The organism is Leifsonia sp. NPDC058292 (assembly GCF_042880955.1).
Taxonomy (GTDB): Bacteria; Actinomycetota; Actinomycetes; order Actinomycetales; family Microbacteriaceae; genus Leifsonia.
In genome coordinates this window covers 289841-316399 of the sequence record NZ_JBHVYL010000001.1, presented here as the reverse complement: position 1 = coordinate 316399, position 26559 = coordinate 289841, and the positions used below count along the sequence as shown (strand labels likewise).

At 63.3% G+C, this 26559-nt stretch carries 18 protein-coding genes; 8 read left to right on the top strand and 10 right to left on the bottom strand.

Translation table 11 applies throughout. The annotated features are described in order from the left end of the window. Window positions 1–3 precede the first annotated feature (3 nt). Entirely contained in the window at window positions 4–2727 is a 2724-nt protein-coding gene (locus ACFVWR_RS01535; RefSeq protein ID WP_387207297.1) for an AAA family ATPase, read from the bottom strand. Window positions 2728–3059: 332 nt separating this feature from the next. On the opposite strand from ACFVWR_RS01535, the gene ACFVWR_RS01530 reads away from it, so the two are divergent. After that, window positions 3060–5525 (top strand): glycoside hydrolase family 2 TIM barrel-domain containing protein, encoded by a 2466-nt coding sequence (locus tag ACFVWR_RS01530; protein ID WP_387207296.1) that lies wholly within the window; start codon window positions 3060–3062, stop codon window positions 5523–5525. On the opposite strand, the gene ACFVWR_RS01525 is transcribed toward ACFVWR_RS01530, so the two are convergent. From ACFVWR_RS01525 to ACFVWR_RS01495, 7 genes are all read right to left on the bottom strand, one after another. Then, window positions 5522–5665 (bottom strand): hypothetical protein, encoded by a 144-nt coding sequence (locus tag ACFVWR_RS01525; RefSeq protein ID WP_387207295.1) that lies wholly within the window; start codon window positions 5663–5665, stop codon window positions 5522–5524. The two genes, ACFVWR_RS01530 and ACFVWR_RS01525, sit on opposite strands and share 4 nt — an antisense overlap. Window positions 5666–5739: 74 nt before the next feature. Further along, a complete protein-coding gene (locus tag ACFVWR_RS01520; RefSeq protein ID WP_387207294.1) occupies window positions 5740–7476 on the bottom strand; it encodes a DUF5605 domain-containing protein in 1737 nt (578 codons plus the stop codon). Window positions 7477–7725: 249 nt separating this feature from the next. Continuing rightward, window positions 7726–8400, bottom strand: a complete 675-nt coding sequence (locus ACFVWR_RS01515; protein WP_387207293.1) for an SDR family NAD(P)-dependent oxidoreductase — start codon at window positions 8398–8400, stop codon at window positions 7726–7728. Next, window positions 8397–9443 (bottom strand): zinc-binding dehydrogenase, encoded by a 1047-nt coding sequence (locus ACFVWR_RS01510; RefSeq protein WP_387207292.1) that lies wholly within the window; start codon window positions 9441–9443, stop codon window positions 8397–8399. Before ACFVWR_RS01510 ends, ACFVWR_RS01515 begins: the two co-directional genes overlap by 4 nt. Next, entirely contained in the window at window positions 9440–10300 is an 861-nt protein-coding gene (locus ACFVWR_RS01505; RefSeq protein ID WP_387207291.1) for a fumarylacetoacetate hydrolase family protein, read from the bottom strand. Before ACFVWR_RS01505 ends, ACFVWR_RS01510 begins: the two co-directional genes overlap by 4 nt. 12 nt (window positions 10301–10312) lie before the next feature. Beyond that, window positions 10313–11212 (bottom strand): SMP-30/gluconolactonase/LRE family protein, encoded by a 900-nt coding sequence (locus tag ACFVWR_RS01500; protein ID WP_387207290.1) that lies wholly within the window; start codon window positions 11210–11212, stop codon window positions 10313–10315. Next, window positions 11209–12006 carry an IclR family transcriptional regulator gene (locus tag ACFVWR_RS01495; protein WP_387207289.1) on the bottom strand — a complete coding sequence of 266 codons (798 nt, stop codon included), beginning with the start codon at window positions 12004–12006 and terminating at the stop codon, window positions 11209–11211. Before ACFVWR_RS01495 ends, ACFVWR_RS01500 begins: the two co-directional genes overlap by 4 nt. Window positions 12007–12080: 74 nt before the next feature. On the opposite strand from ACFVWR_RS01495, the gene ACFVWR_RS01490 reads away from it, so the two are divergent. The 3 genes from ACFVWR_RS01490 (at window position 12081) to ACFVWR_RS01480 (ending at window position 18367) form a co-directional block, all read left to right on the top strand. Continuing rightward, on the top strand, window positions 12081–13796 hold the full coding sequence (locus ACFVWR_RS01490) for an IlvD/Edd family dehydratase (protein ID WP_387207288.1): 1716 nt from the start codon (window positions 12081–12083) through the stop codon (window positions 13794–13796). Next, the gene (locus ACFVWR_RS01485) at window positions 13783–16632 is read left to right on the top strand and encodes an FAD-binding and (Fe-S)-binding domain-containing protein (RefSeq protein ID WP_387207287.1); all 2850 of its coding nucleotides are present in this window, start codon (window positions 13783–13785) and stop codon (window positions 16630–16632) included. Before ACFVWR_RS01490 ends, ACFVWR_RS01485 begins: the two co-directional genes overlap by 14 nt. A 187-nt stretch (window positions 16633–16819) precedes the next feature. Beyond that, window positions 16820–18367 carry a DUF5597 domain-containing protein gene (locus tag ACFVWR_RS01480; RefSeq protein WP_387207286.1) on the top strand — a complete coding sequence of 516 codons (1548 nt, stop codon included), beginning with the start codon at window positions 16820–16822 and terminating at the stop codon, window positions 18365–18367. A 45-nt stretch (window positions 18368–18412) separates the two neighbouring features. On the opposite strand, the gene ACFVWR_RS01475 is transcribed toward ACFVWR_RS01480, so the two are convergent. Continuing rightward, a complete protein-coding gene (locus tag ACFVWR_RS01475) occupies window positions 18413–19993 on the bottom strand; it encodes a DUF4038 domain-containing protein (protein WP_387207285.1) in 1581 nt (526 codons plus the stop codon). Between the two features lie 147 nt (window positions 19994–20140). Then, entirely contained in the window at window positions 20141–21190 is a 1050-nt protein-coding gene (locus ACFVWR_RS01470) for a LacI family DNA-binding transcriptional regulator (RefSeq protein ID WP_387207284.1), read from the bottom strand. A gap of 201 nt (window positions 21191–21391) precedes the next feature. Between ACFVWR_RS01470 and ACFVWR_RS01465 the strand changes: the two genes are divergently transcribed. From ACFVWR_RS01465 to ACFVWR_RS01450, 4 genes are read left to right on the top strand one after another with little or no spacing between them, the layout of a single operon-like run. After that, window positions 21392–22915, top strand: a complete 1524-nt coding sequence (locus ACFVWR_RS01465; RefSeq protein ID WP_387207283.1) for an ABC transporter substrate-binding protein — start codon at window positions 21392–21394, stop codon at window positions 22913–22915. 25 nt (window positions 22916–22940) lie between these two features. Continuing rightward, a complete protein-coding gene (locus ACFVWR_RS01460; RefSeq protein ID WP_387207282.1) occupies window positions 22941–23885 on the top strand; it encodes an ABC transporter permease in 945 nt (314 codons plus the stop codon). Continuing rightward, window positions 23882–25645: a dipeptide/oligopeptide/nickel ABC transporter permease/ATP-binding protein gene (locus tag ACFVWR_RS01455; protein ID WP_387207281.1), complete on the top strand. Its 1764-nt coding sequence runs from the start codon at window positions 23882–23884 to the stop codon at window positions 25643–25645. Before ACFVWR_RS01460 ends, ACFVWR_RS01455 begins: the two co-directional genes overlap by 4 nt. Then, window positions 25642–26478, top strand: a complete 837-nt coding sequence (locus ACFVWR_RS01450) for an ABC transporter ATP-binding protein (RefSeq protein WP_387207280.1) — start codon at window positions 25642–25644, stop codon at window positions 26476–26478. Before ACFVWR_RS01455 ends, ACFVWR_RS01450 begins: the two co-directional genes overlap by 4 nt. Window positions 26479–26559 lie beyond the last annotated feature (81 nt).

Sequence of the window (26559 nt, the reverse complement as noted above, 5' to 3'; positions counted from 1 at the left end):
CGCTTACTGCAGACCGGGGCGATTCCGTACGCGAGGATCGCCACCCGTGATCGGCCCCGTAAGCGAATGAGCCGCACGATCGAATTCAGTCCTTGCGGCCGCGCGCGACTTCTCGATCGTCGCTTCCACTGTCTGACGCTGCATCGTCTCGACTAGTTGAGACCGAGCCGACGACTCGGTAGGAGCAATCGCAACCGCTCGATTGCTCATCTTGCCTCTCGTCATTCCCACGTACAAGCCCGCCGCATCTACGCCCGGGCCGACTACGGATTGGTCCATTGTCTCGCCCTGGACGCCGTAAACGGTCGTGGCGTATGCCAAGTGGAGGTGTGAACCCGCATATTCGTGACTGATCGTTCGCAGATCTGTCGAATCGTTTGCAGACGCCAACATTACGTGCTGAGAAGTTACGCTCTTTACTACCCAGTTCTGGCGATTCTGGACATCCATCGTGCGGTCGTTTCGTCGCGTCTGGACGACATCACCAACAAAGATCGGCTGTCCGGCCTGCCCCGAAACCGCTCCGCTGGTGTCGACTGAACCGGCCGCGACCCGACGAGCCTGAATATCCTCGCTCACTGACTGTGCCTCGGCGTGGGTCGCGGCGACAATAGCGATGGACTGGTGCGCTGCGGTGGCGTCAAACCACGCACCCACGAGGATATTGTGAGCTTGCGTCTCGCTGCTTGAGAGCACTACATGCCCTGTACTGATCAATTCATCGGCGGTACGCACTGCTTCTTCTAGGTCATCTGGTTGCCGAAGTCGAAGACTCAGATCCGCCCAAGCTGGGTCTTCAAATCGATGGATAGTCAGGAGTTCGACCTGTCGTGTTGCTCGACGCCAGACGAGTGCCATAGCGCCCGAGTGACCAACCGGAAGCGCTTGGTGCTGGTCTCCGACGAGAGCGACGCATGCGCCGGTGCGGCCGACGACGTCGAGAAGGGCGTTCGCCGCCTCGAGGTCAAGCATGCCCGCTTCGTCCACGACGATGCGATCACCCGGTCGAATGCTGATGCGCGGACCGACGTAATGCGTACCTGTAGTCGGATCGACCTCACCGATCGTGAGGCATGACCACTTCGTGGCCCCGGCTCGATCGCTGATCCATCGCCAGCCGTAGTCGTGCAGGAGCTGATGGAGAGATGATGACTCGCTCCCGGTTTCGCGTCCCGCGACAGCGGAAGCCTTCTTTGTCGGAGCGACGATGATCATCGCCCGGCCGCTACGACGGAGCGCCGCTCCCGCCACCTTTAGCATGGTCGTCTTGCCCGTGCCCGCGGCACCGGAGATCGTCACGACTCGGTCGGAACCTGCGATCGAGGAGGCGCCCTCCAACTGCCCTTCGTCCAACACGCGGTTGGGTTCGATGGCTTTCGCTACTTCGGTGATCTCGGCTAGGGAAGGCACCGAACCAGGCGCGGCGAGGGACTCGGTCCGATGCGCGACGGTGGCCTTGAGAGTGGCGGTGGCAATGGCCATCCGGCTCTTGATGTGTGGGGGAATGTCGACGTCTGACAGCAGCGTCACTGTGTACGTCCGAGTGGCGTAGGCAGTCACTTCGTCGACGACTTCGGCTAGCTGGGTCCGATCATCGATCACGCCCGATGCGGCGATGGCTCGTATGGCTCCGGCTCGGATGTCCATGTCGCTGAATCGCCCTCCCGTCCCGGTTGACCGACCGTCCGCATCGACGATCGCCTTCGCCGCGAGAAGCTCGATGTCCAGGTCCTTAACCGCGATCGAACGTGCCACCTTTGCGTCTCGTGGACGTCCGAGTTCCGGATCGGCGTGCAGGAGTTCGCCCATCACAATGGACGTCCAATCCGCCTCGTCCAGCCGCCCCGGTTTGTTCGGACGGTCGGCCGCCCATGACCACTGATCGATCTGAGTCAGAACGGTGGCGGAGGGCTCCTCACCGGGGTGCTGCTCCCTCCACTCGCGGAGGTGAGCTGCCCTATTGGCTTCGATCTGCGCGGAGCGCTTCGACAGCGGCCGCACCAGGTGCTGCAGCTGTGCGATCTCCCCGTCCGAATTCAGCGTGAAGCCCTTCGACGCGAGAGCAGCGACCCATGCTGGGTCGGTCCTGGAGGCGAGGTCGCCTTCCGCGTTTACGACGTTCTGGAATCGGAGAGCGACCCGGGTGTCGACGTTGGACCACTTCCCGTCGAGTCCTTGGACTTTGACGTTCAGCCAGACGTGGCGGTGCTTGTGCGGATCTAGCGAGCGCGACCGTTCGTGCCTCAGCTCGACGACTTCGATGCGGGCAAGGTTCTCACGTATACATCCCTGCTTCCCGCGCCGGGCATTGAGCTCGGTTTGCCACAGCTTGATGATCCGATCCCGCAACCGGTGCTGCAGATCCTCGTACGCGGCCGCCAACTCCGGGTCCAGCATCGCCGCGATCGAGAACGACTTCGGAGCGTTGATCGTCGCATCGAGGATCAGATCCGCGACCGGCGACTCCAGGTCCCGGCCCCGACGCTCACCAGTTAGAGGGTCGACGCCGTCGACCCAATCCTTCAGTTGGGAGCGGGTGAGCAAGTCGTCACGGATGGCGCCGTTCTCGACGATGTACCGCGTCATCACGGCGTCCGCGTAGCCGGCTGCAGCGAGGGCGCCGTCAGCGGTCCTCGCAGTCAGGGTGGCGTCGCAGACACCGCCGAAGGCGTAGTGCACGGCCTGCTTGACCCCTTGGGCCGACTGCCCGCGCTTCCAGCGTGCCACTCCACCTCTCACACTTAGAACTTCCGGTTGCGCGCGCTTTCTGGCGCGCATCGCGCGCGCACATCTCGAAAAGTGCCTACGTGCATCACCTCTTTTCGTCTCTCTGTGCTTGGACTCCCTCAACATTCTTTTCTCATCTAGTTTTCGCCCTCCTTCACTCTGGTCTCCTATCGCCCGCTTTCCTTCTTGCCTCGGCTTCTGCTCTTGTTCGCTAAGCCCTCGGCACTCGCGATCGAGGAACCCACCCGTTGCGCAATAATCCGAAACCTCAACCGCGAGTGGCTAGATTCTTTTTGTTCGCAGGGCTTTCCTGGGGGCTCGATCGGAGAACCATGACCAAGTCGCTCTTCAACGCTCGCTGGAGCGTCCGCCGGAAGATCAGCGGGTTCGTTGATCTAATGGGCGGTGCCGAGGCGACGGAGGTCACGCTCCCGCACGACGCGATGCTCGGCTTCGCTCGTTCGCGAGAGGTCGTGGGGGGAGCGTCGGCAGCTTTCTATCCCGGGGGCGAGGTCGAGTACTCCAAGCGATTCCAGGCGCCAAGCGACTGGCGCGAGAAGCGTGTGAGCGTTGAGTTCGAAGGGGTTTATCGCGACGCGATGGTGTTCGTGAACGATGAGTTCGCAGGACAGTGGAAGTACGGGTACAGCGTCTTTCGAGTCTCGCTCGATCCGTATCTCAGATACGGATCCGAAAACGTGATCCGCGTCGAGGCCCGCGCGCACCAGGATTCGCGATGGTACTCCGGACTCGGTATCTATCGGGACGTTCATCTGGTGGTCGTCCCTCTGATCCACGTGGGGGACGACGACGTCAAAATCAGCACGCCAGACGTGGACGACGAATGGGCTGTCGTTGAATCAGCGGTCCCGGTAATCAACGAGAGTGCCATCACTCAGCGTCTCGATCTCGAGGTAGAAGTTCGCGACCATGCTGGTTCTGTGGTCGCTCGGGAAACCAGCCCCATCACCGTCGCGCCGAACGCCCGCACGATCGCGCGTAGCCGGCTCTACGTCGCTGACCCGCACCGGTGGAGTTGTGACGATCCCTACTTGTACACATTCGCGGCACGTTTGCACGGCCAGGATGACCCCAGCGCGCCCGAGGACGACGTCACCGTGCCTTTCGGTATCCGCACCCTTCGTGTCGACCCCTACAGGGGACTGCGTATTAACGACCAAACTGTCAAACTGCGCGGTGCTTGTATCCATCATGACAACGCCCCACTGGGTGCGGCGACGTTCCGGCGCGCGGAGGAGCGACGCATCGAACTCCTCAAGGAGGCCGGCTTCAACGCGATCCGCAGCTCTCATAGTCCGCTGAGCCCGGCAATGTTAGACGCGTGCGACCGCTTGGGGATGCTCGTCTTCGACGAGACTTTCGACGCATGGACCGAGATGAATAAGCCCTATGACTACACGCTTGATTTCCCGGAATGGTGGGAGCGGGACATCGATGCAATGGTACGCAAGGATTTCAACCACCCAAGTGTGATTCTGTACTGCATCGGCAACGAGATACACGAGTACGGATCAGGTTTCGGCGGTGCTAGGGCACGAGATATCGCAGAACGGATCCGTGGTCGTGACGAAACCCGTTTCATCACGACCGCTGTGAGCGGATTCTGGGCGGTGGCGAGTGAGGTGATCGACGACCTGAAGGCACGTTTGGAGAACGCCGTCGCTCGCGGAGTCAACGATGTCATGAACGAAATGACCGAGTTCTTCGACGAGGTCACCGTCTCGGACACGGTGGGTGTCAAGACCGCGGAATCGCACGCGGCCGTAGACATCGCTGGGCTCAACTACGCCGAATCTCGGTATGCCCTCGACATCCCAGCCTTCCCCAACCGCATTGTTCTCGGAACTGAGACCAACCCCCGCGACACAGCGAAATCCTGGAATGCGACCATCGCCCATAACCATGTCATCGGAGGGTTCACCTGGGCCGGTTGGGACTACTTGGGAGAAGTGGGACTCGGTCGAACCGAGTACACGGATGACCCTGATGCTAAAGGGGGAGGCGACCCTGATTTCCCATGGCGCACGGCTTGGGTCGGAGACTTCGACATCACCGGCTTCCGTCGCCCGCAGTCGTACTATCGCGAGATCGTCTATGGCCTTCGTCAAGAGCCGTACATCGCTGTGCTGCGTCCCGACCATCACGGGCAGAGGCGATTGGAGATGCAGTGGGCGTGGAGCGACGCTGTGTCGAGTTGGACGTGGGATGTGCCGACCGGCTCCCCAGCGGAAGTAGAGGTCTATAGCGACGCCGATGAAGTCGAGCTCATTCTGAACGGCGTTTCGCTCGGGCGGCGGCATACCGGAGGAGATCACGACTTCCGCGCCAGCTTCGAACTCGCCTTCGAGCCTGGCGAACTGACCGCAGTCGGATATCGCGGAGGAAGGGCGAGCGAAGCGACCTCGCTTCTCACCGCGACGGGCAGCCAGCTCATTGCCAGTGCTGATCGCTCCGAAGTGCTTGTCGATGGAGGTGATCTGGCGTTCGTCACAATCGAGTTCCGCGATGGTCGCGGAATCTTGGACGCTTCACGCGATCGCCTTGTGAACGTCACCGTGGATGGTCCGGGCGAACTACAGGCGCTTGGAAGTGCATGCCCAGCGAGCGAGGAATCATTCCTTGCGTCATCGTGTACAACCTTCGACGGCCGAGCGCTTGCGATCATTCGGCCAACAGGGCCTGGTGAAATCCAGGTCACTGTGACGAGCGATGAGATGCGACCGTCGGTGGTGCACTTGACCGCGGAACGCTCGTCAGTACGGGCACCGCTCGTTTAGCGCTGCTCGTTGACCCCAGCATCCTCGATGTCGAAGACCATTAGGCGTGCGCTCAAGACTCGAAGAACAGCGGCGAACGGAAGGTGGGAGGGGTGGGTGAGGTGCGCGTCGGGGCCGGTGGCGGCGTCGAACTCGATCACCGGCCCATAGTCGAACGAGCCTTCTAGCCCTTCTGGGCTGGTACTGGGGCCTTGTGGGTGACCGGGTGAGCGGCTCAGGCCTCCGTGAGACGCAGGGCCATGTGAGGCCGAGCCGGCAGCTGGATACGCGTCGTGCCCGAGTGCGTCCCGGGAACGTCCTCGACCGTCATGTTCCAGGTGTCGACGACCTGGATTCGTGCGTGCATCCCGTCGGGGATGACGACATCACGGAACTTCGGTCGGTGCAGGCCGAAGTAGATGAGGATGTACTGATCCTTCACTCCGCCCCAGGGTGCATCCCAGTCGGAGGCCAAAGGGTCGAGACGGCCGGTAGGGGACTCCTCGACGAGGCGCCGCAGGAAGGCGATCCGCGCGACGCTCTCACCTTGTAGGCGGCCGCCCTTGGACCACCAGATCACTTCGTCGTCGCGGTAGAAGGTCTCACCGTGGGTGAGGTATCCTCCTCGGATCATTCCGGCCCAGAACCGGTCGACGACGTCTTCCGAGCGGAGGTTTCCCCACCCCTGGTCGAGATCACCGTCGTAGCCGAATTCGTCCACGACGACGGGCTTACCCCACTGGTGGCGCCACTCGTCGATGCGCTTTGACATGTCGGCGTCGCCGCGCTGGATGCTCGCGTGGGTGGCCCAAGGCACTGAGTAGTCGAAGAGGTCTGACCAGTTGTGAATGGACAACAGGTGGTCCGCGTGGTCCTCTTGCTGCACGACCTCGGCGAGCCGACTCCAGTCCTCTGGCCGTTTACTGAGCAGGAGGTCGTACTCGTTCGCCATGGACCACCAGACGTTCGCGAAACCTGCGAGGCGTCTCGTGACGTAGCGCACGTAGCGTTCGTCGGCCGCCGTTCCCAACGTGGAGAAACCCCAGCGGTCATACGGATGGAAGAGAATGAGGTCTGCTTCGATGCCGAGCACGCCGAGTTGACCGATACGTTCCTCGAGGTTCTTGAAGAATTCGGTGTCGAATCGTTCGGTGTCGAAGGTTCCGTCCTCGTTCGTGGGAAAGACGTAGTTCTCAGGTTCGTTCGAGTTGTACAGGAAGTCCTTGGGGAACAGGCCCATGCGTAGCTTGTTGAACGGTGCCGCGGCGAGAGTCTCCAGGGTTTCCAGCTGAAGTGATTCAGGCTGGTGGGTCCACACGTATGAAGTGGTTCCGAAGGGTGAGTATGGGGCACCGTTCGCATAGCTGAAGGCATATTGTTCGCTAACCCGCACCGGCCCGCGTTCGCTACTTTCCTCGACGGAGAAATATCCGACCAGGCCGTCCAACGAGCGCGCATTCGAGGTCGTGCTCAGCGTCCACTCGCCGGGTAGCGGTGGCAAGAATCGCAGCAGGTAGCGACCGTCGCCGTCATAGAAACCGCCGATAGTCAGCGTGATATCGGGATGCACAAAATCTGCTGTCAGCTCGACGTCGACGAAGGGGTTCCCGTGCTCGGGCCCAGCCACGACGATCTCGACTGTCTTGTGAACGAATGCGCTCGCAGGCTCCATGAGGGTTGCGCTTCCGCGGACCACCTCCTCGGATTCGTAGTCATTGCGGGGCACGATCGGTGCCGCCTCGGCGGGACGGGGAGTCTTGTCCTCGATGCGGCCGAGTTGCGAGAGAAGGGCATCGATCTTGGCTTCGTCCGGAGCGAGCGCGAAACGAAGGAATCCTCCAAGAGGGAAGCCTCGCAAGCTGGTCGCGAGCGACGACTGCAAGATGTCTGGAATTGAACGCTCCAGAACCTCCCGCGCTTCTGAATTGTCCAGCGCGTCTCCGAAGCTGGCGTACTGGTCGAACGTGCGCACCGTCGCGTCTCCTCAATGGGTCTGTGCCGAGCAGTCGTCGGTCACGCTTTAGGTTTGCATCCTCGACGACATCAGGCGCGACATTTGCGCAAAACCGATAGTGCGGATGCTCGGGATTTGCTCAGCGATGCCCGAGTTCCTGGAATGAATCCGGAGCTGTTGTGGACGGTCCACGCGAGCCATTCTGCGCTCGCAGTCTCAGGGCGGTGCCTGGCTCACCTTCCCGGGGCCGCACTTCGTTCTCTGCGCTCAGTAGGTTGCGCGGCCGCCGCTGATGTCATAGACCGCGCCCGTCGAGAAGCTGACGCCATCGGAGGTGAGCCATTCGACGAGTGACGCGACCTCCTCCGGTCGCCCGACGCGCTTCATCGGAATGAGGCTGGTGATGTGCGCCAGTACGTCCGGGGCGGTGTCGTCGTTCATTGGTGTGGCGATCACTGCGGGCGCGATGGCGTTCACAAGGACACCGGTGGTGGCGAGTTCTTTTCCGGCTGACTTGGTGAGGGCGATCACGGCAGCTTTGGACGCGGAGTAGATGGAGAGATTGGGGTTGCCGTCCTTGCCGGCCATGCTGGCGAAGTTCACCACGCGCCCCCAGCCGCGAGTCACCATCCCGGGGACGAAGGTGCGCATGGCGGCGACAGTGCCCAGCACATTGACGTCCAGAACCTTGCGCCAGTCCTCGGGAGCTGTCTCCAGCAACGGCTTGTTGGGCCCGACGATGCCGGCGGAGTTGACGAGGATATCCACCGGGCCGATCGTGGCCGCCGCGTCCGTCAACGCGTCGAGGTCGGTGACGTCGAGCCGAAAGTCGGCGTCGCCGCCGAGATCGAGGGTGACCACTTTCACCCCTACGTCGCGGAGCCGGGCGGCGGTGGCGGCGCCGAGGCCACTCGCGCCCCCGGTGACGACTGCTGTTCTCATCGTTTCTTTCCTTCCGCCGGGAGCTGCGATGCGCCCGGGATTGCGATGTGTGTCTTCGGTCCGGCATCGACGGACGCGGGAAGGTCTCCCGCGAGGACGGCCGCCAGGTGGTCCAGGTCGATCACTGTCGACACCAGCGGCCGCGGGTCGACGGAGCCGTCGGCGAATGCCTCGATGGCCCCGTCAAGCCCTTGGCTGCCGCCCAGGATTCCGACGGCCGTGACGTCTTTGAGCGCGAGGACACGGGTGTCGATCAGGCTCGGGCTGCCGGCTAGGCCGACGTAAACAACCCGTTTGCCGGGTTCTACGAGTTCGACCGCCTTGGCGGGGAGGGAGGGCGCGTTGGATGCGTCGATGACCGCATCCCAAGCCAGAGTGGGAAGCGAGGTCTCGGTCCAAACGTGCTCGAAGCCGAGCGATCGTGCAAAGCGCAATGATCGTTCGCTGCGCCCCATCAAATGAACCTCAGCTCCGGCGGCGCGCGCGAACATCGCCACGAGCAGACCGATCGTGCCAAGCCCGAGAACCAGCACGCGATCGCCGGTGCTGAGGTTGGCGCCCCACACGGAGCGTAAGGCGTTGCCGGCCGGTTCGACCAACGCGCCCGAGGCGTCGTCGACGGCATCGGGAAGGGGGTGAAGATAGGAAGCGGGATAGGCGAGGCGTTCGGCCAGAGCGCCCGCACGGCCGCCGCGGATGCCTAGTTCGAATCGGAACTCGCAGACGTGGTGCCGACCGTCCAAGCAGCGGTGGCAGGTGCCGCACCCGATCATGGTGTCGCCCGTCACGCGTTTGCCGATCCAGGTCTTATCCACGCCCTCGCCGACTTCAGCGACGACGCCCATCCATTCGTGTCCCAAGCGGATCGGGTACGCGGCGTTGCCATCATGGAGGTACTGCATTTCACCGGTGTAGAACTCGACATCCGTACCGCAGACGCCGGCTCGGCGCACGTCGATCACTACTTCACCTGGACCTGCCGTCGGCTCCAAAACGTCTTCTACGCCCGCGTCGCGGGGGCCGCGCACGACGAACGCCTTCATCGAGGTGCGATCACGTTCTGGCGCTGGGTCCCGAGTCCATCAATTCCGAGTTCCATCACGTCGCCGGCGTTCAGCCAGATCTGTGGGTGGAAACCCATTCCGACACCGGGAGGAGTGCCCGTGTTGATGAGGTCGCCGGGCTCAAGCACGAGGAATTGGCTGATGTAGTGGACGATGAAGTAGGGGTCGAAGATCATGGTCGCGGTCGTGCCTGTCTGGCGACGCGTTCCATTCACGTCGAGCCACATGCCGAGCGAGCCGATGTCGTCGATCTCGTCCTGAGTGACGAGCCATGGTCCGGCCGGGTTGAAGGTCTCGGCGGACTTTCCTTTGAGCCATTGCCCCCCGCGTTCCATCTGGAAGGCGCGTTCGCTCACGTCGTTGACCAGTACCCAGCCGGCGATGGCGTCGCGGGCGTCCTCGACAGAGTCGAGGTAGCTGCTGCGCTTGCCGATCACGATGCCGAGTTCCACCTCCCAGTCGGGCTTGGTGGCTCCGCGCGGGATGCGAACGTTGTCGTTCGGTCCAACCAGGGTGTTGGGCGATTTGGTGAACAGAATCGGTTCTGAGGGAACGGCCTGCCCGGTCTCGGCTGCGTGGTCGCTGAAGTTGAGGCCGACGCAAATGATCTGGTGCGGGCGGGCGATCGGTGCTCCGATGCGTTGCCCGCCGACGGGCCGCGTCCCCCCGGTCGCGATCCGCTCCTCGACAATGGGACGCAGATTCTCGATCCCGTCGGCACCGAAGAACTGCTCGTCGAAGTCGAGGACCACGTCGGAGAGATCGACATAGTTCTCTCGGTCGACCAGCGCTGCGGGCTTCTCGGCGCCGAAGTCGCCGATGCGAAGGAGTTTCATGTGTTCCTCTTGTTAGTGGGGGGCAGGGAGGGGGTAGCCGCTCCAGAGCGGCTGAGACAGCCCAGAGACTCTGGGCCTGGAGGTGAAGATGTGGCCGGAAAGTGGGTACGCCTGCAGTTGCGCGGCTGTCAGGTCTTGGCGGGCGGTGGTGATGACGAGCGTGTCCAGTTCCGGCCCAGCGAACGCGACACTCGAGGTGTGCGGGGCGGGAACGGCCACCGTGTCCACGAGTTGACCCTGCGGCGAGAAGCGCCGGACCTCGCCGGCACCCCAGATCGCGATCCAAAGATGGCCTTCTGCGTCAATGGTCATGCCGTCGGGGTAGCCGTCGCCGATCGTGAGAAAGGTATGGCGCGGCCCGACATCGCCGCTTTCGATGTCGTATGGCCGGGCATAGACCGTCTGGCGCTCGGTGTCGACGCTGTACAAGGTGTGTCCGTCAGCCGACCAGGCCAGACCGTTGGAGAGTGTCAGGTCGTCGTCGATGACGCGGAGTGACCCGTCGAAGTCGATGGAGACGAGTGATTCGGTTCGAGAGGGCCCGGTCAGTGAGAGCGTGCCGACAAGATAGCGGCCAGCGGGATCAGCCTTCCCGTCGTTCAGCCTTCGGCCGGAATTCTCTTCGAGGATGCGATCTCCGTCAACGAGGGTCCCGTCGAGTGAGCGGAAGTAGATTCGCTCGTGACCGGCGATGATCCAGTCCCCAAGGTTCGAAACGCTGACGGCGCCGACACTCTGGTTCAGCTCGAACCGCTCCGAGACCTCGATCGTGCCGCCTGGGTCGAGCACACCGCTGTAGACGCATCCTTCGCGGATATCGACCCAGATCAGGCGTGACCTGATCGGATCCCAGAGCGGCCCTTCGCCCAGAAGATATGAGTCCGTGGTCGCCGTGATGAGTTCGATCGTCACGCGGTCTTCTCCTGGCCCGCCGTCGGCTGATCGATGATGTTGCGGATGTCGGACGCTGCTTCGACGAGCGCGGCCAGCGGAGTGCGGTACGCCACAGCGCTGACGCTGATCGCGCCGGACGGCTCGCTTGGGGAGGCGAGATAGACCGGGACGGCGATGCAGTTGATCCCGGCCTCGTTCTCCTGGTCGTCGACGGCGTAGCCCCGCTCGCGCGTCTCGCTCAAGCGCGCGTGGAGTTCCCCAGCGGTTGTGGCGGTGGCGGCGGTCCGTCGTTCGAGGGTGCGGTCGCCGATCCACTTCTCGACGTCTGCAAGGGTATGAAGACGTGTGGCGAGAAGTGCCTTGCCGACGCCGGTGCAGTGAGCCGGATTGCGGCCGCCGACCGTGGAGGTCAGGCGAACCGCGCCGCCAGTCGGGTCGACCTTGTCCCGGTAGACGACGTCAGTGCCATCCAGTACGGCGAAGTGGATGGTCTCTCCGAAACGCTCCGCCAGCCGGTCGAGGATCGGGCGCACGCGGAGGTGGTCTGGCCGGGCCTCGTGGTGCGCGAAAGCGAGGCGGAGGAATTCGTCGCCGAGGATGTAGTGGCCGCGACCGTCTTGCGTCGCCAGCCCGGCACGCTTCAGGGAAGCCAAGGCCCGATGCACCGTCGCTTTCGGATGTCCGGTGCGTCGCACCATGTCATCGAGCGTCGCACCGGCGGGCTGCTGGGCGAGCTCGACGAGCACCGCAAGCACCCGGTCTGTTCCGACCAGACGTGCTTCGCCTTCGGTGGCCGCAGGTGTGGGTGACATTGGTGTCCTCCTCGTCGATCGCCTATGCTAGCAAGAGTTTCACTATATAGATCGCAATTCCGAAAGTTGGAACAATGGCGTCAACTCTTCGCAGTTCGGAGTGGTACTCCGGCGATGACCGCAACTCGTACATCCATCGCGCGTGGATGCGGCGAGGCCTCCCTCACGACTTTGACAGTCGGCCCCAGATCGCCATCGCGAACACGGCGTCCGACCTCACCCCGTGCAATGCGCATCTCACTGAGATCGCGCAGTCGGTCAAGAACGGGATTTACGAGGCGGGCGGTATCCCGCTGGAGCTTCCCGTAGTGTCGCTCGGCGAGACCCAGGTGCGGCCCACGGCGATGCTGTGGCGCAATATGGCGGCGATGGCGACCGAGGAGATGCTGCGAGCCAACCCGATTGACGGTGTCGTGCTCCTTGGGGGTTGCGACAAGACAATCCCGTCGCTGCTCATGGCAGCAGCTTCGGTCGACATCCCGGCTGTCGTAGTGCCCGGTGGCCCGATGCTCACCGGCACATTCCGGGGAGAGCCCCTGGGATGCGGCACGGACGTCTGGCGCCTCAGCGAAGAGGTGCGCGCCGGTACCCTGAGTCAGCAGCAGTTCCTGAAGTCCGAGTCGTCGATGATCCGCAGCAAGGGTCACTGCAACACGATGGGCACCGCGAGCACCATGGCCCTGGTCGCGGAGGCTCTGGGCATAGTCATCCCCGGAGTCGCCGGCACTCCCGCGCCGGACAGCCGCCTGTTGGAGGCCGCTCATGAAGCCGGCCGCCTCTCGGTCGAGCTCGTCCGTGAGGACCGGCGGCCCAGCACCTTCCTCACCAAGGGGAGCTTCCACAACGCCATCGTCGCGCTCGCCGCGATCGGGGGATCGACCAATGCGGTCGTTCACCTGCTCGCCATAGCGGGCCGGCTCGGCATCGACATCACCATCGACGACTTCGACCGCATCGGCGCCGAGGTGCCGTTGCTGGTCAACCTCCAGCCCGCCGGGCAGTACCTGATGGACGACCTCCACCGTGCGGGCGGCTTCCTGGCCGTGCTCAAAGAAGTGCAAGACCTGCTGGATCCGACCGCCGTGACCATCACCGGCAAGCCCCTGATCGACCATCTTGCCGACGCCGAGATCTGGGACAAGGACGTCATCACACCACGCGAGACTCCGCTGATTCCTGCGGCCGGGATCAGCGTGCTCCGCGGATCGCTCGCGCCCGGCGGCGCGATCATCAAACCCGCAGCAGCTTCCGCCCACCTGCTCAAACATCGCGGTAGAGCGGTCGTCTTCGACAGCATCGAGGACTTCCACAACCGCATCGACGACCCCGAACTCGACATCGACGAGACCTCGGTCATGGTGCTGCGCGGATGCGGGCCCAAGGGCTACCCCGGCATGCCCGAGGTGTCCAACATGCCGCTGCCGAAGAAACTGCTCGAGGCGGGCGTGCGCGACATGGTCCGCATCTGCGATGGCCGGATGAGCGGAACCGCGTACGGCACAGTCATCCTGCACGTGACTCCCGAAGCCGCCGCAGGCGGACCTCTCGCGCTGGTACGGACCGGCGACCGGATCTCGCTCGACGTGCGGAACCGGCGGCTCGACCTCGAGGTACCGCCCGAGGAACTGGCCGCCCGGACACCCAACCAAGCGACGCTGGACGGCTACGCAAAGCCGCGCCGAGGCTGGGAGCGGCTCTACGTCGACCACGTCCTTCAGGCGGACACCGGAGCCGATCTCGACTTCCTCGTCGGCTCCTCCGGATCGAAGGTCAGCCGTGAGTCGCACTGAGCACGGCGTCGTGTTCGGGCCACCGGACGAGAAGCTGCTCGCGGCACTGCGCTCCGCCGCGACGGCGGTTCATGCCCGGCCCACCGACCGGTTGAGTTCAGCGCACGACGCGTCGCACTACCTCCTGACGCCGCAGGCCGTCGTCGCCCCGTCGGGCATCGAGGAGGTCGCCGCCGTGCTGGCCGCTGCGAGTCGGATCGGCGTGCCCGTCACGTTCCGCTCGGGTGGCACGAGCCTCAGCGGCCAAGCCGGCACCGACGGGATCCTCGTCGACACACGGCGCAACTTCCGTGGCATCGAGGTGCTCGACAAGGGACTGCGGGTGCGCACCGGCCCCGGCGCGACCGTGCGGGCCGTCAATGCCCGGCTCATCCGCCACACGCGCAGGCTTGGCCCCGACCCGGCCAGTGAGATCGCCTGCACCGTGGGCGGGGTGGTCGCGAACAACTCGTCCGGGATGTCGTGCGGCACCCACGCCAACACCTATCGCACTCTCGACTCCACCATCCTGGTGCTGCCCGACGGCACGGTCGTCGACACCTCACTCGACGACGCGGATCAGCTGCTGCAGGTTGGCAAGCCCGAGTTACACGCAGGCCTCATCCGGCTCCGCGAACGCGTGCGCGCCGATTCGGCTTCGGTCGCCACCATCCGCTCCCTCTTCGCCATCAAGAACACGATGGGCTACGCCGTCAACGCGTTCCTCGACTTCGAGCGTCCCGTCGACATTCTGGAGCACCTCGTCGTCGGCAGTGAGGGGACGCTCGCCTTCATCGCCGAGGCGACCTTCCGCACCGTCGCGCTGAAGCCGCACCTCGCGACCGGTCTGCTGTTCTTCCCCGATCTGGACTCTGCTACCGCCTCTCTGCCGGCGCTCGTCGACGCCGGTTTCGCGACGATCGAGCTGATGGATGCGACCAGCCTGAGGGTCGCCCAGCGGGATCCTGAGGCGACGGACGAACTGCTCGCTCAGGACGTGGTCGATCACGCCGCGCTGCTGGTGGAGTACCAGGAAGAGACAGCCGAAGAGCTGGAGCTGCGCGTCGCACAGTCCGCCGAGGTGTTCCGCTCCCTCCCGCTGGTGGCGTCCGCGTCACTCAGCACGGACGCAGACCGGCGTGCCGCGCTGTGGCACATCCGCAAGGGTCTGTTCACGCTCGTAGCAGGAAACCGCGCGCCCGGAACCACGGCCCTGCTCGAGGACATCGCTGTGCCCGTCGAACGCCTACTGCCCACTTGCACCGCCCTGATACAACTCTTTGCGAAGCACGGGTATGAGGACTCCGTGATCTTCGGACATGCCAAGGACGGCAACATCCACTTCATGATCAGCGAACGCTTCGACGACCCGGCATCCCTGGCCCGTTATGAGGCGTTCACCGAGGAGATGGTGGAGCTCGTGCTGAGTCACGGCGGCACTCTCAAGGCCGAGCACGGCACCGGGCGCATCATGGCGCCCTTCGTGCGACGGCAGTACGGCGATGAACTCTACGAGGTCATGCGCGAGGTGAAGCGGCTGGTCGACCCGACCGCGCTGCTGAACCCGGGAGTGCTACTCAATGACGATCCTGGTGTGCACCTTCAGAACCTCAAGGTCGCCCCAGCCGTGGAGGCCGAGGTCGACCGCTGCGTGGAGTGCGGCTACTGCGAGCCGGTCTGCCCCAGCCGTGACCTCACCCTCACCCCACGTGAGCGGATCGTGCTCCGTCGGGAGATCGCCGCTGCCGGTGCGCGCGGCGACACAGAGCTGGCCGCGACTCTGCGCCAGGAATACGGCTACGACGGAATCGACACGTGCGCCGTCGACGGGATGTGCCAGACGGCGTGCCCGGTCCTGATCAACACGGGAGACCTGGTACGCCGGCTTCGGGCCGAGAACACCGGACGGCTGGAGCAGGCCGCGTGGAAATCGGCCGCACACAATTGGGATGCGGTGAGCCGGGTGGGAGGCATCGCCCTCACGGTCGCCGGCAAGCTGCCTTCTGCCCTGCCCCGGATGGCGACCGACGTCGGCCGCGTCCTCCTCGGTCGCGACATCGTCCCCCGGTACTCCTCCGACCTACCGGCCGGAGGAAGCAGGCGCCGCGTCGTCAGCTGCGCCGATCCTGTCGCCGTCTATTTCTCGAGCTGTACCACGACGATGTTCGGTCCGGCCGATGGGGGAGAGGGCGTCGCCGCGGCATTCGTCGCTCTATGCGCGCGCGCCGGCGTCGCGGTGGCAACCCCGGACGACCTTCCTTCGCTGTGCTGCGGCACGCCGTGGAAGTCGAAGGGACTCACTGACGGCTACGCCGAGATGAGGGCGAAGGTCGCCGACTCACTCCGCCGAGCGACACGCGGCGGCGAGCTTCCGGTGGTGTGCGACGCGTCGTCCTGCACCGAGGGGCTCCAAGTGCTGCTTGATGCGGCCGGCGAACACGGCATCCGGGTCGTAGACGCCGTCGCCTTCGTGGCCGAGCAGGTCTTCCCTCACCTGCCGGACGCACATCGAATCAAGCGGCTCACGCTGCATCCGACCTGCTCCTCAACTCGGCTCGGCCTCGCTGGCGCGCTGACAACCGTCGCCGCGACGGTGGCTGACGAGGTCGTCGTCCCCGACGACTGGGGATGCTGCGCCTTCGCCGGCGACCGTGGGCTGCTGCACCCTGAACTCACCGCCTCGGCCACAATGCCGGAAGCAGCAGGCGTTCTGGCCGCAGCTGGGCAGGCGCACGCCTCCCTCAACCGCACATGCGAACTCGGAATGACCCGCGCCACCGGCGAACCTTACCGCCACGTGTTGGAGTTGCTGGACGAGGCAACCGCTGCCGTTGGTGACCCGATGCGATCAGAGTAGGGATACCGTGTCTGTACAGGAGCTTTCGACGGGACTCCGCGCCGGGTACTGCATGCTGAAACCATTCAGTTGACATCGCCGGGGGCCTCCGACCGCTTGCGCAAAAGGCCACCCTGAGTGTGGTCGGAATTCGGGGCTCGGCTACGTTGCTGACATGGTAAGAGCGCCGACTCCGAATAGACCAGCCTTGATCGACGGAGAACTCATTGTCGAAGGAAAGCCGTTCCGTATCCTGGGCGCGGAAATTCACAACTCCAGCTCGAGCACTCCGAAAGCAACCGCGGAGTCGTTCAAACGGGTAGCGTCGCTCGGTGCGAACACGGTCTTGGCTCCCATCGCTTGGGAGTCGATCGAGCCGGTGGAAGGCGAATTCGACTTCACATTAGCGACCTCCCTCCTAGACGAGGCAAACGCAAATGGGCTCAAACTGATCCCACTCTGGTTCGGATCATGGAAGAACGGAATGTCCTCGTACGTGCCGGGATGGGTCAAGAAGGACACGGTCCGATTTCCCCGGGCGGCGACGGCAGCCACCGGCCATATCGAGCACCTCACTCCCTTCGCCGCGGAGGTGGGTCAAGCCGACGCGCGCGCGTTCGCTGCCCTCATGGGCCATTTCGCCGCTCATGACCAGGCGGCCACCATTGTGATGGTGCAGGTGGAGAACGAAGCCGGCTTGTTGGGCGACTCACGCGACCGCAGCGAGCTCGCCGAAGGTGTGTGGAGCGAGGCCGTACCTGAACGAATCGCGGAAGCAGCACAAGCACAGTCCGGTTCTCACACCTGGCGAGGGCTCTTCGGAGACAGGGCCGACGAAGCCATGATGGCGTACGGCTACGCCTCCAGCGTCGAAGTCGTAGCAGCCGCGGGCCGACGACAGTTCGACGTGCCGATGATCGTGAACGCCTGGCTTGATGCCATCATCGACCCGGAGCTTCCGGCGCTCGCGTCGGAGACTATCGCCGTCGCGGGCGGCGCCGCTCCAGGCGACTATCCGAGCGGCGGACCCTTGTCGCACACGGCGACGATCTGGCGAGCGATTGCCCCCTCGATCGACCTCATCTCACCAGACATCTACTTCGGCCCTTTTGATAAGACGTGCACGGATTTCAAGAGCGTGTCGGATGCGCTCTTCATCCCCGAGATGCGACGCTCCGCGGTCGGTGTCGCGCAGATGTTCCGCGCGATCGGAGAGCACGGCGCAATCGGCGTCTCGCCTTTCGGAGTGGATTCACTGCGCGATGACGAAAAGAACTTTCGCAGACTGCGTGACGCCTTCGGGCTCCTCAAGATGGCGTCCGAACTACTTGCGGCACCCTACTCGGGGGTGCGCGGTTTCTTTCTTTCCCCAGAGCGCCCTCGCGAGACTTTCACATTTGGTGAGTTCGCCATTCAGGCAATCGCCGGCGCAACGTTCTTCTCCGAGACTCCGGAGGAACCTGCCTACGGTTTGCTCATCGAGATCGAGCCGACGAAGTTCGTGGCGATTGGCCGTGGCTTTTCGCTGACCTTCTCCGCAGGATCGGACGTTGGCGCCTCATTGTTGCACGCTGACGAGCGTGTCTTTGAGGAGGGTCACTGGCAGACGGTTCGAAGACTGAATGGTGACGAGTCAGGTTCGGGAAGTTTCATCCGTTTCCCCGCTCTCGAGGAAGCGTATGAGCACCCGATCGTGGCATTCAACACGAGGTTGACCGGCGTCGTTGCGTTCGAGCTCTACACATTTGACCGCTGAGTTGCTGAGGCGACGACTAGCCGAACTCGAGACGCCTGCATGAACTCAGTCCGTTCTCCGTACGAGCAGGAGCCAGTCGCCCGCAGTCGGAGGGGGCGGGATGCTCAGAAGGCCGTCAGCTTCTGTTGCTCGCTTTTCGGGTGGCGTGAACTCACCTGTGCGTGGGTCGAACCACTCGAAGCCGTAGGCGCCCGCTGGAACATCCGTAATGTATGCGGCTCCTTCCTCGGGTCGATAGGTCTCGCCGAAGAAGATGACGATCGTGTGGCGAATAGCGTCAGCCGACACCATAGGCGGATAGAAGGTCTCGTTGACCCAGCTCTCAGTGCGGAAGCACTCGGGGGCGGGGGACAGTGACGTCCATTCGAATGACTGGTAGAACTTCCGCAAGTGGCCCATCTGCTCGCCGCCCGGAAGCTCGACCCCTTCGTGCCAGGGCAGATCGCCCCACGTGCTGCCCTGCTCGGTCGAGTCCCACGCGCCATTCCAACATCCCTGCGCACCGTAGGTGTAGCCGCAACACCCGGACTGGAAAGCCCTGTAGGCGACCTGTCTGACCATCGTGTCGGTGACGGGGCGTCTGCCGTTCGGCTCCATACTTATGAGGCCTTCATAGAAGGACTCACCCTCGACGAGCGGCTTGCCCGGGTGCGCGTCTTTCTGGTCCCTCCAATGGGCCGAACCCATATCGAGGTCGCCGTGACCGAGCTGGCTCAGCGTAAAGGTGAGCCAATCCTCGTCCTGGTAGTCCGCGGGCATCGGCCGCTCATTGGTGAGATGCGCCGTTATCGGGTGGCAGTAATCGTCCGATTCCTGGATCGCGAGCGCGACATCACGCCAACCTGCGAGGCGCCGTTCACGGAGTTGCGGCTCATAGCCTGCGACTTCACCGCCGAGGGTCCACACCATCGGGTAGGAGCCGTATCGGGCGACGAAGTACCGGGCAAGCTTCGCCATCGCTGTGGGTGCGCGGTCTATCGCGTCGTACCAGGACAACCCGAGCGCGAGGACTAGACCTCTCCGTGCGATGTACGCGAAGCGTGGATCGAGGACTTCCTGGAAGAACGAGACGTCGAAGTCGTCGGCATCGGCGAGCTGATCCCAGAAGGAGGGCGGGGTCCAGGAGAAAGCGTTGGCCTGGTATACGGTAAACCCCTGCTCGGCACGGCGGTCAACCGTGCCTCGGAACTGCGACGACCATCCCGGCTTGTTCGACTCGTCCCAACGCTCCCAGGCCAGACGCCAATGTGTGTCCCCGAGCCAGAAGAACGGCGTTCCGTCGACGTGCTGCAGATGCCGCCCATCCGGCGAAGCGTGAAGGAAGCCGTGGCGGTAGATCCCATGAGCTGAAGCGTTCGCGACACACTCGACTTGTCCGCCGATCGAGTGCAGGCCACTGTCCGATGTGTCCGACGCGGCTGTTGTGTAAATCCAGGTGCCGACAGCGGTGGGTGCGAACCGTACCCGCCAGATCCTGCCGCCGTCCCAGAACGCCGTTCGCCGGATCCTGCGTCCGTCGGGGCCATCGAAAGTGACCTCGACGGCGACATCCTCGTAGGGGCGTTCGTGATCGAAGTCGCTCTCGAACGAGATCTCGGTGGTCGCCCACCGGTCAGGGGATGACACGAATTCCTCCTTGAATGAAGCGGAGCGCGGTACACCGCCGCCTCCTTCATCGTGGTGGACGTCGCGAAAAACACGTCATTCAGCGGGAGAATTGCGCAACTGATAGGGAGGTGGGGTGCGTTTCCCGCGGACAGCAGCCGGCCGAGCTCAGGTCGGCGGTGCAGCGGTGGTGGAGCGAACGGCCAAGCGCGGGGTGACGACATGGCGAACGGGGTCACGTCTCCCACCTATCCGCTCTAGCAGCAGTCGGGCGCTGGCCATACCTGTCTCATGTGCGGACTGATTCACGGTCGTGAGTCCCACCCGGGACATGCCCGAGACCGTGATGTCGTCGTACCCCGCAATCGAGATGTCCCCGGGCACATGGAGCCCTCGCTCCTCCGCGGCTCGCACCGCACCCAGCGCAGCGACGTCTGCACCGGCGAAGATCGCGGTGGGCCGGTTGTCGCGCTCAAGGAGCGCTATTCCAGCGTCATATCCACCCCGCTCCGTGTACGCCGTCTCAACGACGTCGGGAGTGAGTCCACGTTCCCGCATCGCCGCTTCGTACCCGCGCAGGCGTTCGGTATGGGAGAGAACGTACTGCCCACGTAATCCGCCTGACGGCTGCGTGGTGTGCGCGATCCGGGAGTGGCCGAGTCGGGTCAGATGATCAACGATGAGCTGGGCGCCGAGCGCATCGTCGTCGACGACCGTGTCGAACGTGCGGGGTGCTCCGTGTCGCGCGACGACGACCGTCGGGATGTCGCGGCCGAGATCTTCCAGCCACGCCTGGGAGGTCCACGGCGCAATGACGATGACACCGTCCACCTGCCTGTCGAAAAGTGCCTCGATGCTTCTTCTCTGCCCCCACGGTTCGGCTCCACCACGAATGGCGATCTCCTGATACGGAGTGGCTTCCAGCTGGGCGCTGATGCCGTCGACCACCTCCGGCTGGAACGGTGAAGAGAATTCGGTGAGCATCACGCCGATCGTGAACGACGTGCCCCGCATACCCCGCGCGCCGGCATGCGGTCGATAGTTCAGTTCTTCGATCGCCCGCTCGACCCGACCGCGCATCTGGGGGCTCACGCCCGGCGCCGACCGGAGAACCTTGGACACGGCAGAGGTCGAGACCCCAGCAGCGAGCGCGACATCCCTGATCGTCGCCCGACGGCGAGGCGTACGGTCGGCCGCGGGCGGCTCACTCGACTCCATGATGGTCCGACCATACCCAAGCCGTATGTTGATCTCAATGAGGTCGATTGATGGGCACTTGCGCAAAAATGGGCCTCTCGATTGCGGATAAATCATTGCCTTCGTAAGTTCAACCTGTATAACGATGCACGCCGGATTACCCCACGGCAGGTGAACCCACCGGACCCCGGCATGTCTCCCCCTTACAACAAAGGAGTTGCAATGCGAAGCACCCGACGGCGAGCGCTTTTCGCTCTGTCGATCCCGGTCCTGGTCGCAGCGGTCACGCTGAGCGGCTGCACGGCCGGCAATACGTCATCCTCCGCGTCTGCATCCAAGCAGGCGCTCACGCTCGGCATCACCGCCGACATCACCGGTTGGGATCCGTCCAACCAACCCGCGTATCAGAACTATCCGATGATGGCGGTGTGGGACACCCTCATCCAGTGCGACAAACTCGGCAAGCCGCTTCCCGGTCTCGCTGAGAGCTGGAAGATCAGCGCCGACAATCGCACGATCTCGGCCACTCTTCGCTCGGGGCAAAAGTTCTCTGACGGAACTCCCGCTGACTCGGCTGCTGTCAAAGCGACGTTCGAATTCTCAGCCGCCAACGGTGGCGGTGCAGCGAGATACAAGGGCATCAAGGTTGATGCACCGGACTCGACCCACGTGAGCATCACCTGGCCCACCGCCAATCCGTTGATTGTCTTGAATACTTGCAATGTTCCCCTCACCACGCCGAAGGTGCTCGCCGCAAAGAATTTCAAGGCTCCAGTTGGATCCGGTCCCTACGTTCTGGACGCGTCGCACACCACGCAGGGGTCCGTGTATTCCTTCACAAAGAACGACTCTTACTGGGACGCGAAGGATTATCCCTACAAGAAGCTCGCAGTCAAGGTTCTCCCCAGTGACACGGCTGTCCTCAGCGCGCTCAAGACCGGTCAGATCGACGGATCGCTGATCACCACTTCGACCGTAAGCCAGGCAAAGTCGTCCGGCCTCAAGCTCCAGACGCTGAAAGGCAACACCACCCGCCTCCTCATCACTGACCACCTGGGCAAGACGATCCCGGCTCTTGGCAGCGTCGATGTTCGTCGTGCCATGAATATGGTCTTTGACAAGGACGCAGTCGCCGACAAGCTCTACCTTGGCAACGCTAAGCCGGCCTACCAGATCTTCCGGCCCGGCAGCGACGCATACATCGAGGGCATGAAGGACGCCTACCCGTACGACGTCGCGAAGGCTAAGCAGCTGATGAAGGATGCGGGCTACGAAAGCGGATTCACGCTAACCATCCCGGTGATCGTTGGCTCCGGTGTGGACAAGCTCCTGCCGTACGTCACACAGCAGCTTGCCCTGATCAACATCAAGGTCGAACAGCAGGCGCTCTCTGGACCGAACATGTACTCCGAACTGCTCAGTGGCAAGTTCCCCGTCCCGCTCTGGCCGCTCGGCAACTACGGCGAGTCACTTCAGGACATCTATGACTACGTCCTCACCGACGGGATCTGGAACGTCTCCCACCAGGACGACCCAACGATCGACTCGCTTTGGAAGAAGATCACGAGCACGTCTGGGGACCAGCGGAAGCAGGCTGAACACGACATCAACGAATACATCACCAAGCAGGCGTGGTTCGTGCCGATGGCTTACCCTGACGGCTTCTACGCCTACAACTCGAAGATCACCGTGCAGCCCGCCTCTGACTTCGCCGCACTGAACCCGCTTCTGCGGGACTTCAAGTAACACCCGGGAAGGGGGACCACGTCCCATGTTGACTATCTCCATTCTGAAGAAGTTGGCTCGCGCAGTAGCAGTACTGCTTGTGGTCACGTTCGTCACCTTCTGCATGATGTTCGGAAATGCCGAGGGCATCGCTCGCGGTGTGCTCGGTCTGAACGCTGCCGAGGGGGACGTCCATCGTGAGGTTGTCAAACTGGGGCTCGATCAGCCTCTTCTGGTGCAGTACGGAAAATGGCTCCTCGGAGTCGTCACCGGTGACCTGGGTCACTCGTTTTTCACGGGACAGTCCGTGAACGATGCTCTTGCGACCCGGGTCCCGGTGACCCTCTCCCTGGTCTTGGCGACCCTGATCCTCACACTCTTGCTGAGCGTGGCCATTGGTGTCACCGCCGCAATCTATGGGGGTTGGATCGACCGCGTTGTGCAATTCCTGACGGTACTCGGAGCTGCCGTCCCCGCCTTCATCATCGGCGTGGTTCTGGTCTTCGCCTTCGCGATCGCCATTCCCCTTTTCCCGGCAACCGGTTACATTCCCATCGCCGACGATCCTGCCGGGTGGTTGCACTCGATCGCGCTTCCTGTGATCGCGCTTCTCATCGGATCCGTTGCGAGCGCCGCGACGCAGATCCGGGGGGCTGTCCTCGATGTTCAGGGCAAGGACTTCGTTCGAACGCTGCGGGCTCGGGGCATTTCAGAGGGACCATTACTGTTCCGACACGTCCTTCGGAGCGCTTCCGGACCGGGACTTACCGTCCTCAGCCTTCAGACGCTGGCGCTGCTCGGCGGCGCCGTTTTCGTCGAACAGATCTACGCTCTGCCCGGCATCGGACAGCTCGCGAACACATCCGCACAGCAAGGCGACGTGCCGATCGTCATGGGAGTCGTGCTCGTCACCATCATTTTCGTCCTGGTCGTGAATCTCCTCGGCGACCTCGCCAACGCCGCACTCAACCCGAAAGCGAGGACCCGATGAGCCTCCGACCCACAACCGAATCGCTGCGGGCGGTCAGGCCTCAGCCGCGACGCAGGCGTTCGCTGGTCGCGAGGCTATTTAGGAACCCCCAGGGCGCGATCACCGTTCTCTTTCTTCTGTTCGTCGTGGCCCTGGGTATCTTCGCCCCCCTGATCGCGCCGGTGAAGCCAAATGTCGCCGATTTGAACGCAGTCAACGCGCCGCCGTTCTCGCCAGGCCACCTGCTCGGTGCCGACCAGTCCGGACGTGACATCTTCTCCCGTCTTGTTTGGGGGACTCAGCCCACGCTGATCGGAGCGTTGATCGTTCTCGCCGTGTCCGTCCTATTCGGCGTGACCGGTGGCCTGCTCGCTGGGTTCTTCAGAGGCAAGCTCGAAGCGGTCGGGAATTTTGTTTCGGACATCATCATGTCGCTGCCCGGAATCGTTCTGCTGATCGCGTTGTACACGCTCACTGGGCCGAACATCCCAGCTGCCATGGCCGTTTTCGGCATCTTGGTCGCACCGACATACTTTCGGCTCGTGCGCGCGGTCGTCGTCGGAGTGCGGAACGAGCTCTACGTGGACGCCGCCCGTGTAGTCGGTCTGTCAACGTCGCGGATCATCGGCAAGCACATCCTCTGGGCAGTGCGGGGGCCGGTGATCATCCAGAGCGCGTTCATCATTGCGGCAGGTATTGGAATCCAAGCCGGTGTCGACTTTCTCGGACTCGGTAACCCCAGCCAGCCCTCGTGGGGAAGCGTCCTCCAGGACGCCTTCAACAACATCTACAACAACAGCGTCGCGGTCTGGTGGCCCGCGCTTCTCATCAGCTTGACAATTCTCTGCCTGGTACTCCTCGGGAGCGTCCTCCGCGACGAGCTTCAGTCAACCGGCGTCAAGCCGTTGACCGCACGTCGCCGCAGACGGCTGAACGATGAGCTTTCCGTACCACGAACACAGGCTGCGCCGAACGAGGAGTACGCAATCGCCGTGCGCGGCCTCCGGATCGGCTACCCCGAGCACAACGGAGAGATCAAAGAAGTAGTCCACGGCGTCGACCTCGATGTGCGTCCGGGCGAAATCCACGGACTGGTCGGAGAATCCGGGTCCGGAAAGTCTCAGATCGCGTTCTCCACTCTTGGCATCCTGCCCCGTGAGGCGGTGATCCTCGGGGGGAGCATCTGGATCGCCGGCGATGACCTTCTGGCAGATCCAAAGCGCCTCAAGAGTGCGCGTGGCCGGCGAATCGGCTACGTGCCGCAGGAGCCGATGTCCAACCTGGACCCATCGTTCACAGTTGGCGCCCAACTTACCTACGGTCTGCGCGCAGCGAAGCAAATCTCAAAGAACGAGGCACGAAAGCAGTTGCTCGCGCTACTTGCCCGCGTTGGGATCCGGAACCCAGAGCAAGTGTTCAAAATGTACCCGCACGAGATCTCCGGCGGCATGGCGCAGCGCGTTCTCATCTGTGGCGCAATCGCATCCGACCCGGACATCATCGTCGCGGACGAGCCGACGACGGCACTGGACGTCACCGTACAGGCTGAGGTGCTCGAACTCCTCCGCGAGCTCAGTGTCGAGCGCGGATTGGCCATGATCCTTGTAACTCACAACCTCGGCGTCGTCGCCGACATCTGCGACGTCGTCAGCGTAATGCGAGACGGCCTGATCGTCGAAGAAGCCGACGTCGAGACTTTGTTCGCCGCGCCTCGAGAGAAGTACACGAAGGAACTGCTCGACTCCTCCCGGAGCGTTGAGATTGTTGAGGAAGCATCATGAGCGAACCGATCCTCCAGGTGAAGAACTTGGTCGTCACCTTCGGCTCAAACCGAAAGTCTGCCAAGACGGTGATCAATGACGTCTCGTTCGACCTCCACGCCGGAGAGACGCTGAGCCTCGTCGGCGAGTCCGGTTCAGGCAAGACAACGATCGGTCGCGCGATCCTCGGGCTAGCCCCCGTGAGCGAGGGAAGTGTCGAGTTTCGCGGAACCACCATCAGCAACGTTTCCAGAGCCGAACGCCGCAAGACCGCTCGCGCGATCCAAGTGGTGTTCCAGGATCCATACTCGTCGCTGAACCCCTCGATGACGGTCGAGGACATCCTGGTAGAGCCTTTGAAGTCTGCGGGAATTTCCGACGGCCGCAAACGCGTTCGCGAGCTTCTCGACTCCGTGGGGCTGCCTTCCGACGCCGGCGGCCGCTACCCCAAGGAATTCTCGGGAGGCCAGCGACAGCGCATCGCGATCGCGCGAGCGCTCGCCCTCGAGCCATCGGTGATCATTTGCGACGAGCCGACCAGCGCTCTCGACGTCACGACTCAGGCGCGGGTGCTGACTCTCCTGCGTGAACTTCAGGAGCGCACTGGCGTTGCGTACCTCTTCATCAGCCATGACCTGGGAGTCGTCAACGCGATCAGTGGCAGGATCGCGGTGCTCTACCAAGGTCGTATCGTCGAGCTCGGTGACGCTCCGCAAGTCACTCACCACCCACACCATCCGTACACGCGCCGGCTGCAGATCTCTGCGCCGGTGGCGGATCCCCAACTCCAGCGAGAGCGGCGTCTAGAGCGATTGCGCCTGTTCGCGGAGCAAGGTCCGGTGGCCGTGACCTGACAGTGCCGCCGGTCCGCGAACCGACCGCCAAACGCTCCCGCTGAGCACTCAAAGAGATTTCCATGCCTTCAGCGACTCCCG

Coding starts and splice junctions, on each gene's coding strand:
- ACFVWR_RS01530 (WP_387207296.1), top strand. CDS start 3,060: ATGACCAAGTCGCTCTTCAACGCTCGCTGGAGCGTCCGCCGGAAGATC.
- ACFVWR_RS01515 (WP_387207293.1), bottom strand. CDS start 8,400: ATGAGAACAGCAGTCGTCACCGGGGGCGCGAGTGGCCTCGGCGCCGCC.
- ACFVWR_RS01510 (WP_387207292.1), bottom strand. CDS start 9,443: ATGAAGGCGTTCGTCGTGCGCGGCCCCCGCGACGCGGGCGTAGAAGAC.
- ACFVWR_RS01505 (WP_387207291.1), bottom strand. CDS start 10,300: ATGAAACTCCTTCGCATCGGCGACTTCGGCGCCGAGAAGCCCGCAGCG.
- ACFVWR_RS01495 (WP_387207289.1), bottom strand. CDS start 12,006: ATGTCACCCACACCTGCGGCCACCGAAGGCGAAGCACGTCTGGTCGGA.
- ACFVWR_RS01490 (WP_387207288.1), top strand. CDS start 12,081: ATGGCGTCAACTCTTCGCAGTTCGGAGTGGTACTCCGGCGATGACCGC.
- ACFVWR_RS01470 (WP_387207284.1), bottom strand. CDS start 21,190: ATGGAGTCGAGTGAGCCGCCCGCGGCCGACCGTACGCCTCGCCGTCGG.
- ACFVWR_RS01465 (WP_387207283.1), top strand. CDS start 21,392: ATGCGAAGCACCCGACGGCGAGCGCTTTTCGCTCTGTCGATCCCGGTC.
- ACFVWR_RS01460 (WP_387207282.1), top strand. CDS start 22,941: ATGTTGACTATCTCCATTCTGAAGAAGTTGGCTCGCGCAGTAGCAGTA.
- ACFVWR_RS01455 (WP_387207281.1), top strand. CDS start 23,882: ATGAGCCTCCGACCCACAACCGAATCGCTGCGGGCGGTCAGGCCTCAG.
- ACFVWR_RS01450 (WP_387207280.1), top strand. CDS start 25,642: ATGAGCGAACCGATCCTCCAGGTGAAGAACTTGGTCGTCACCTTCGGC.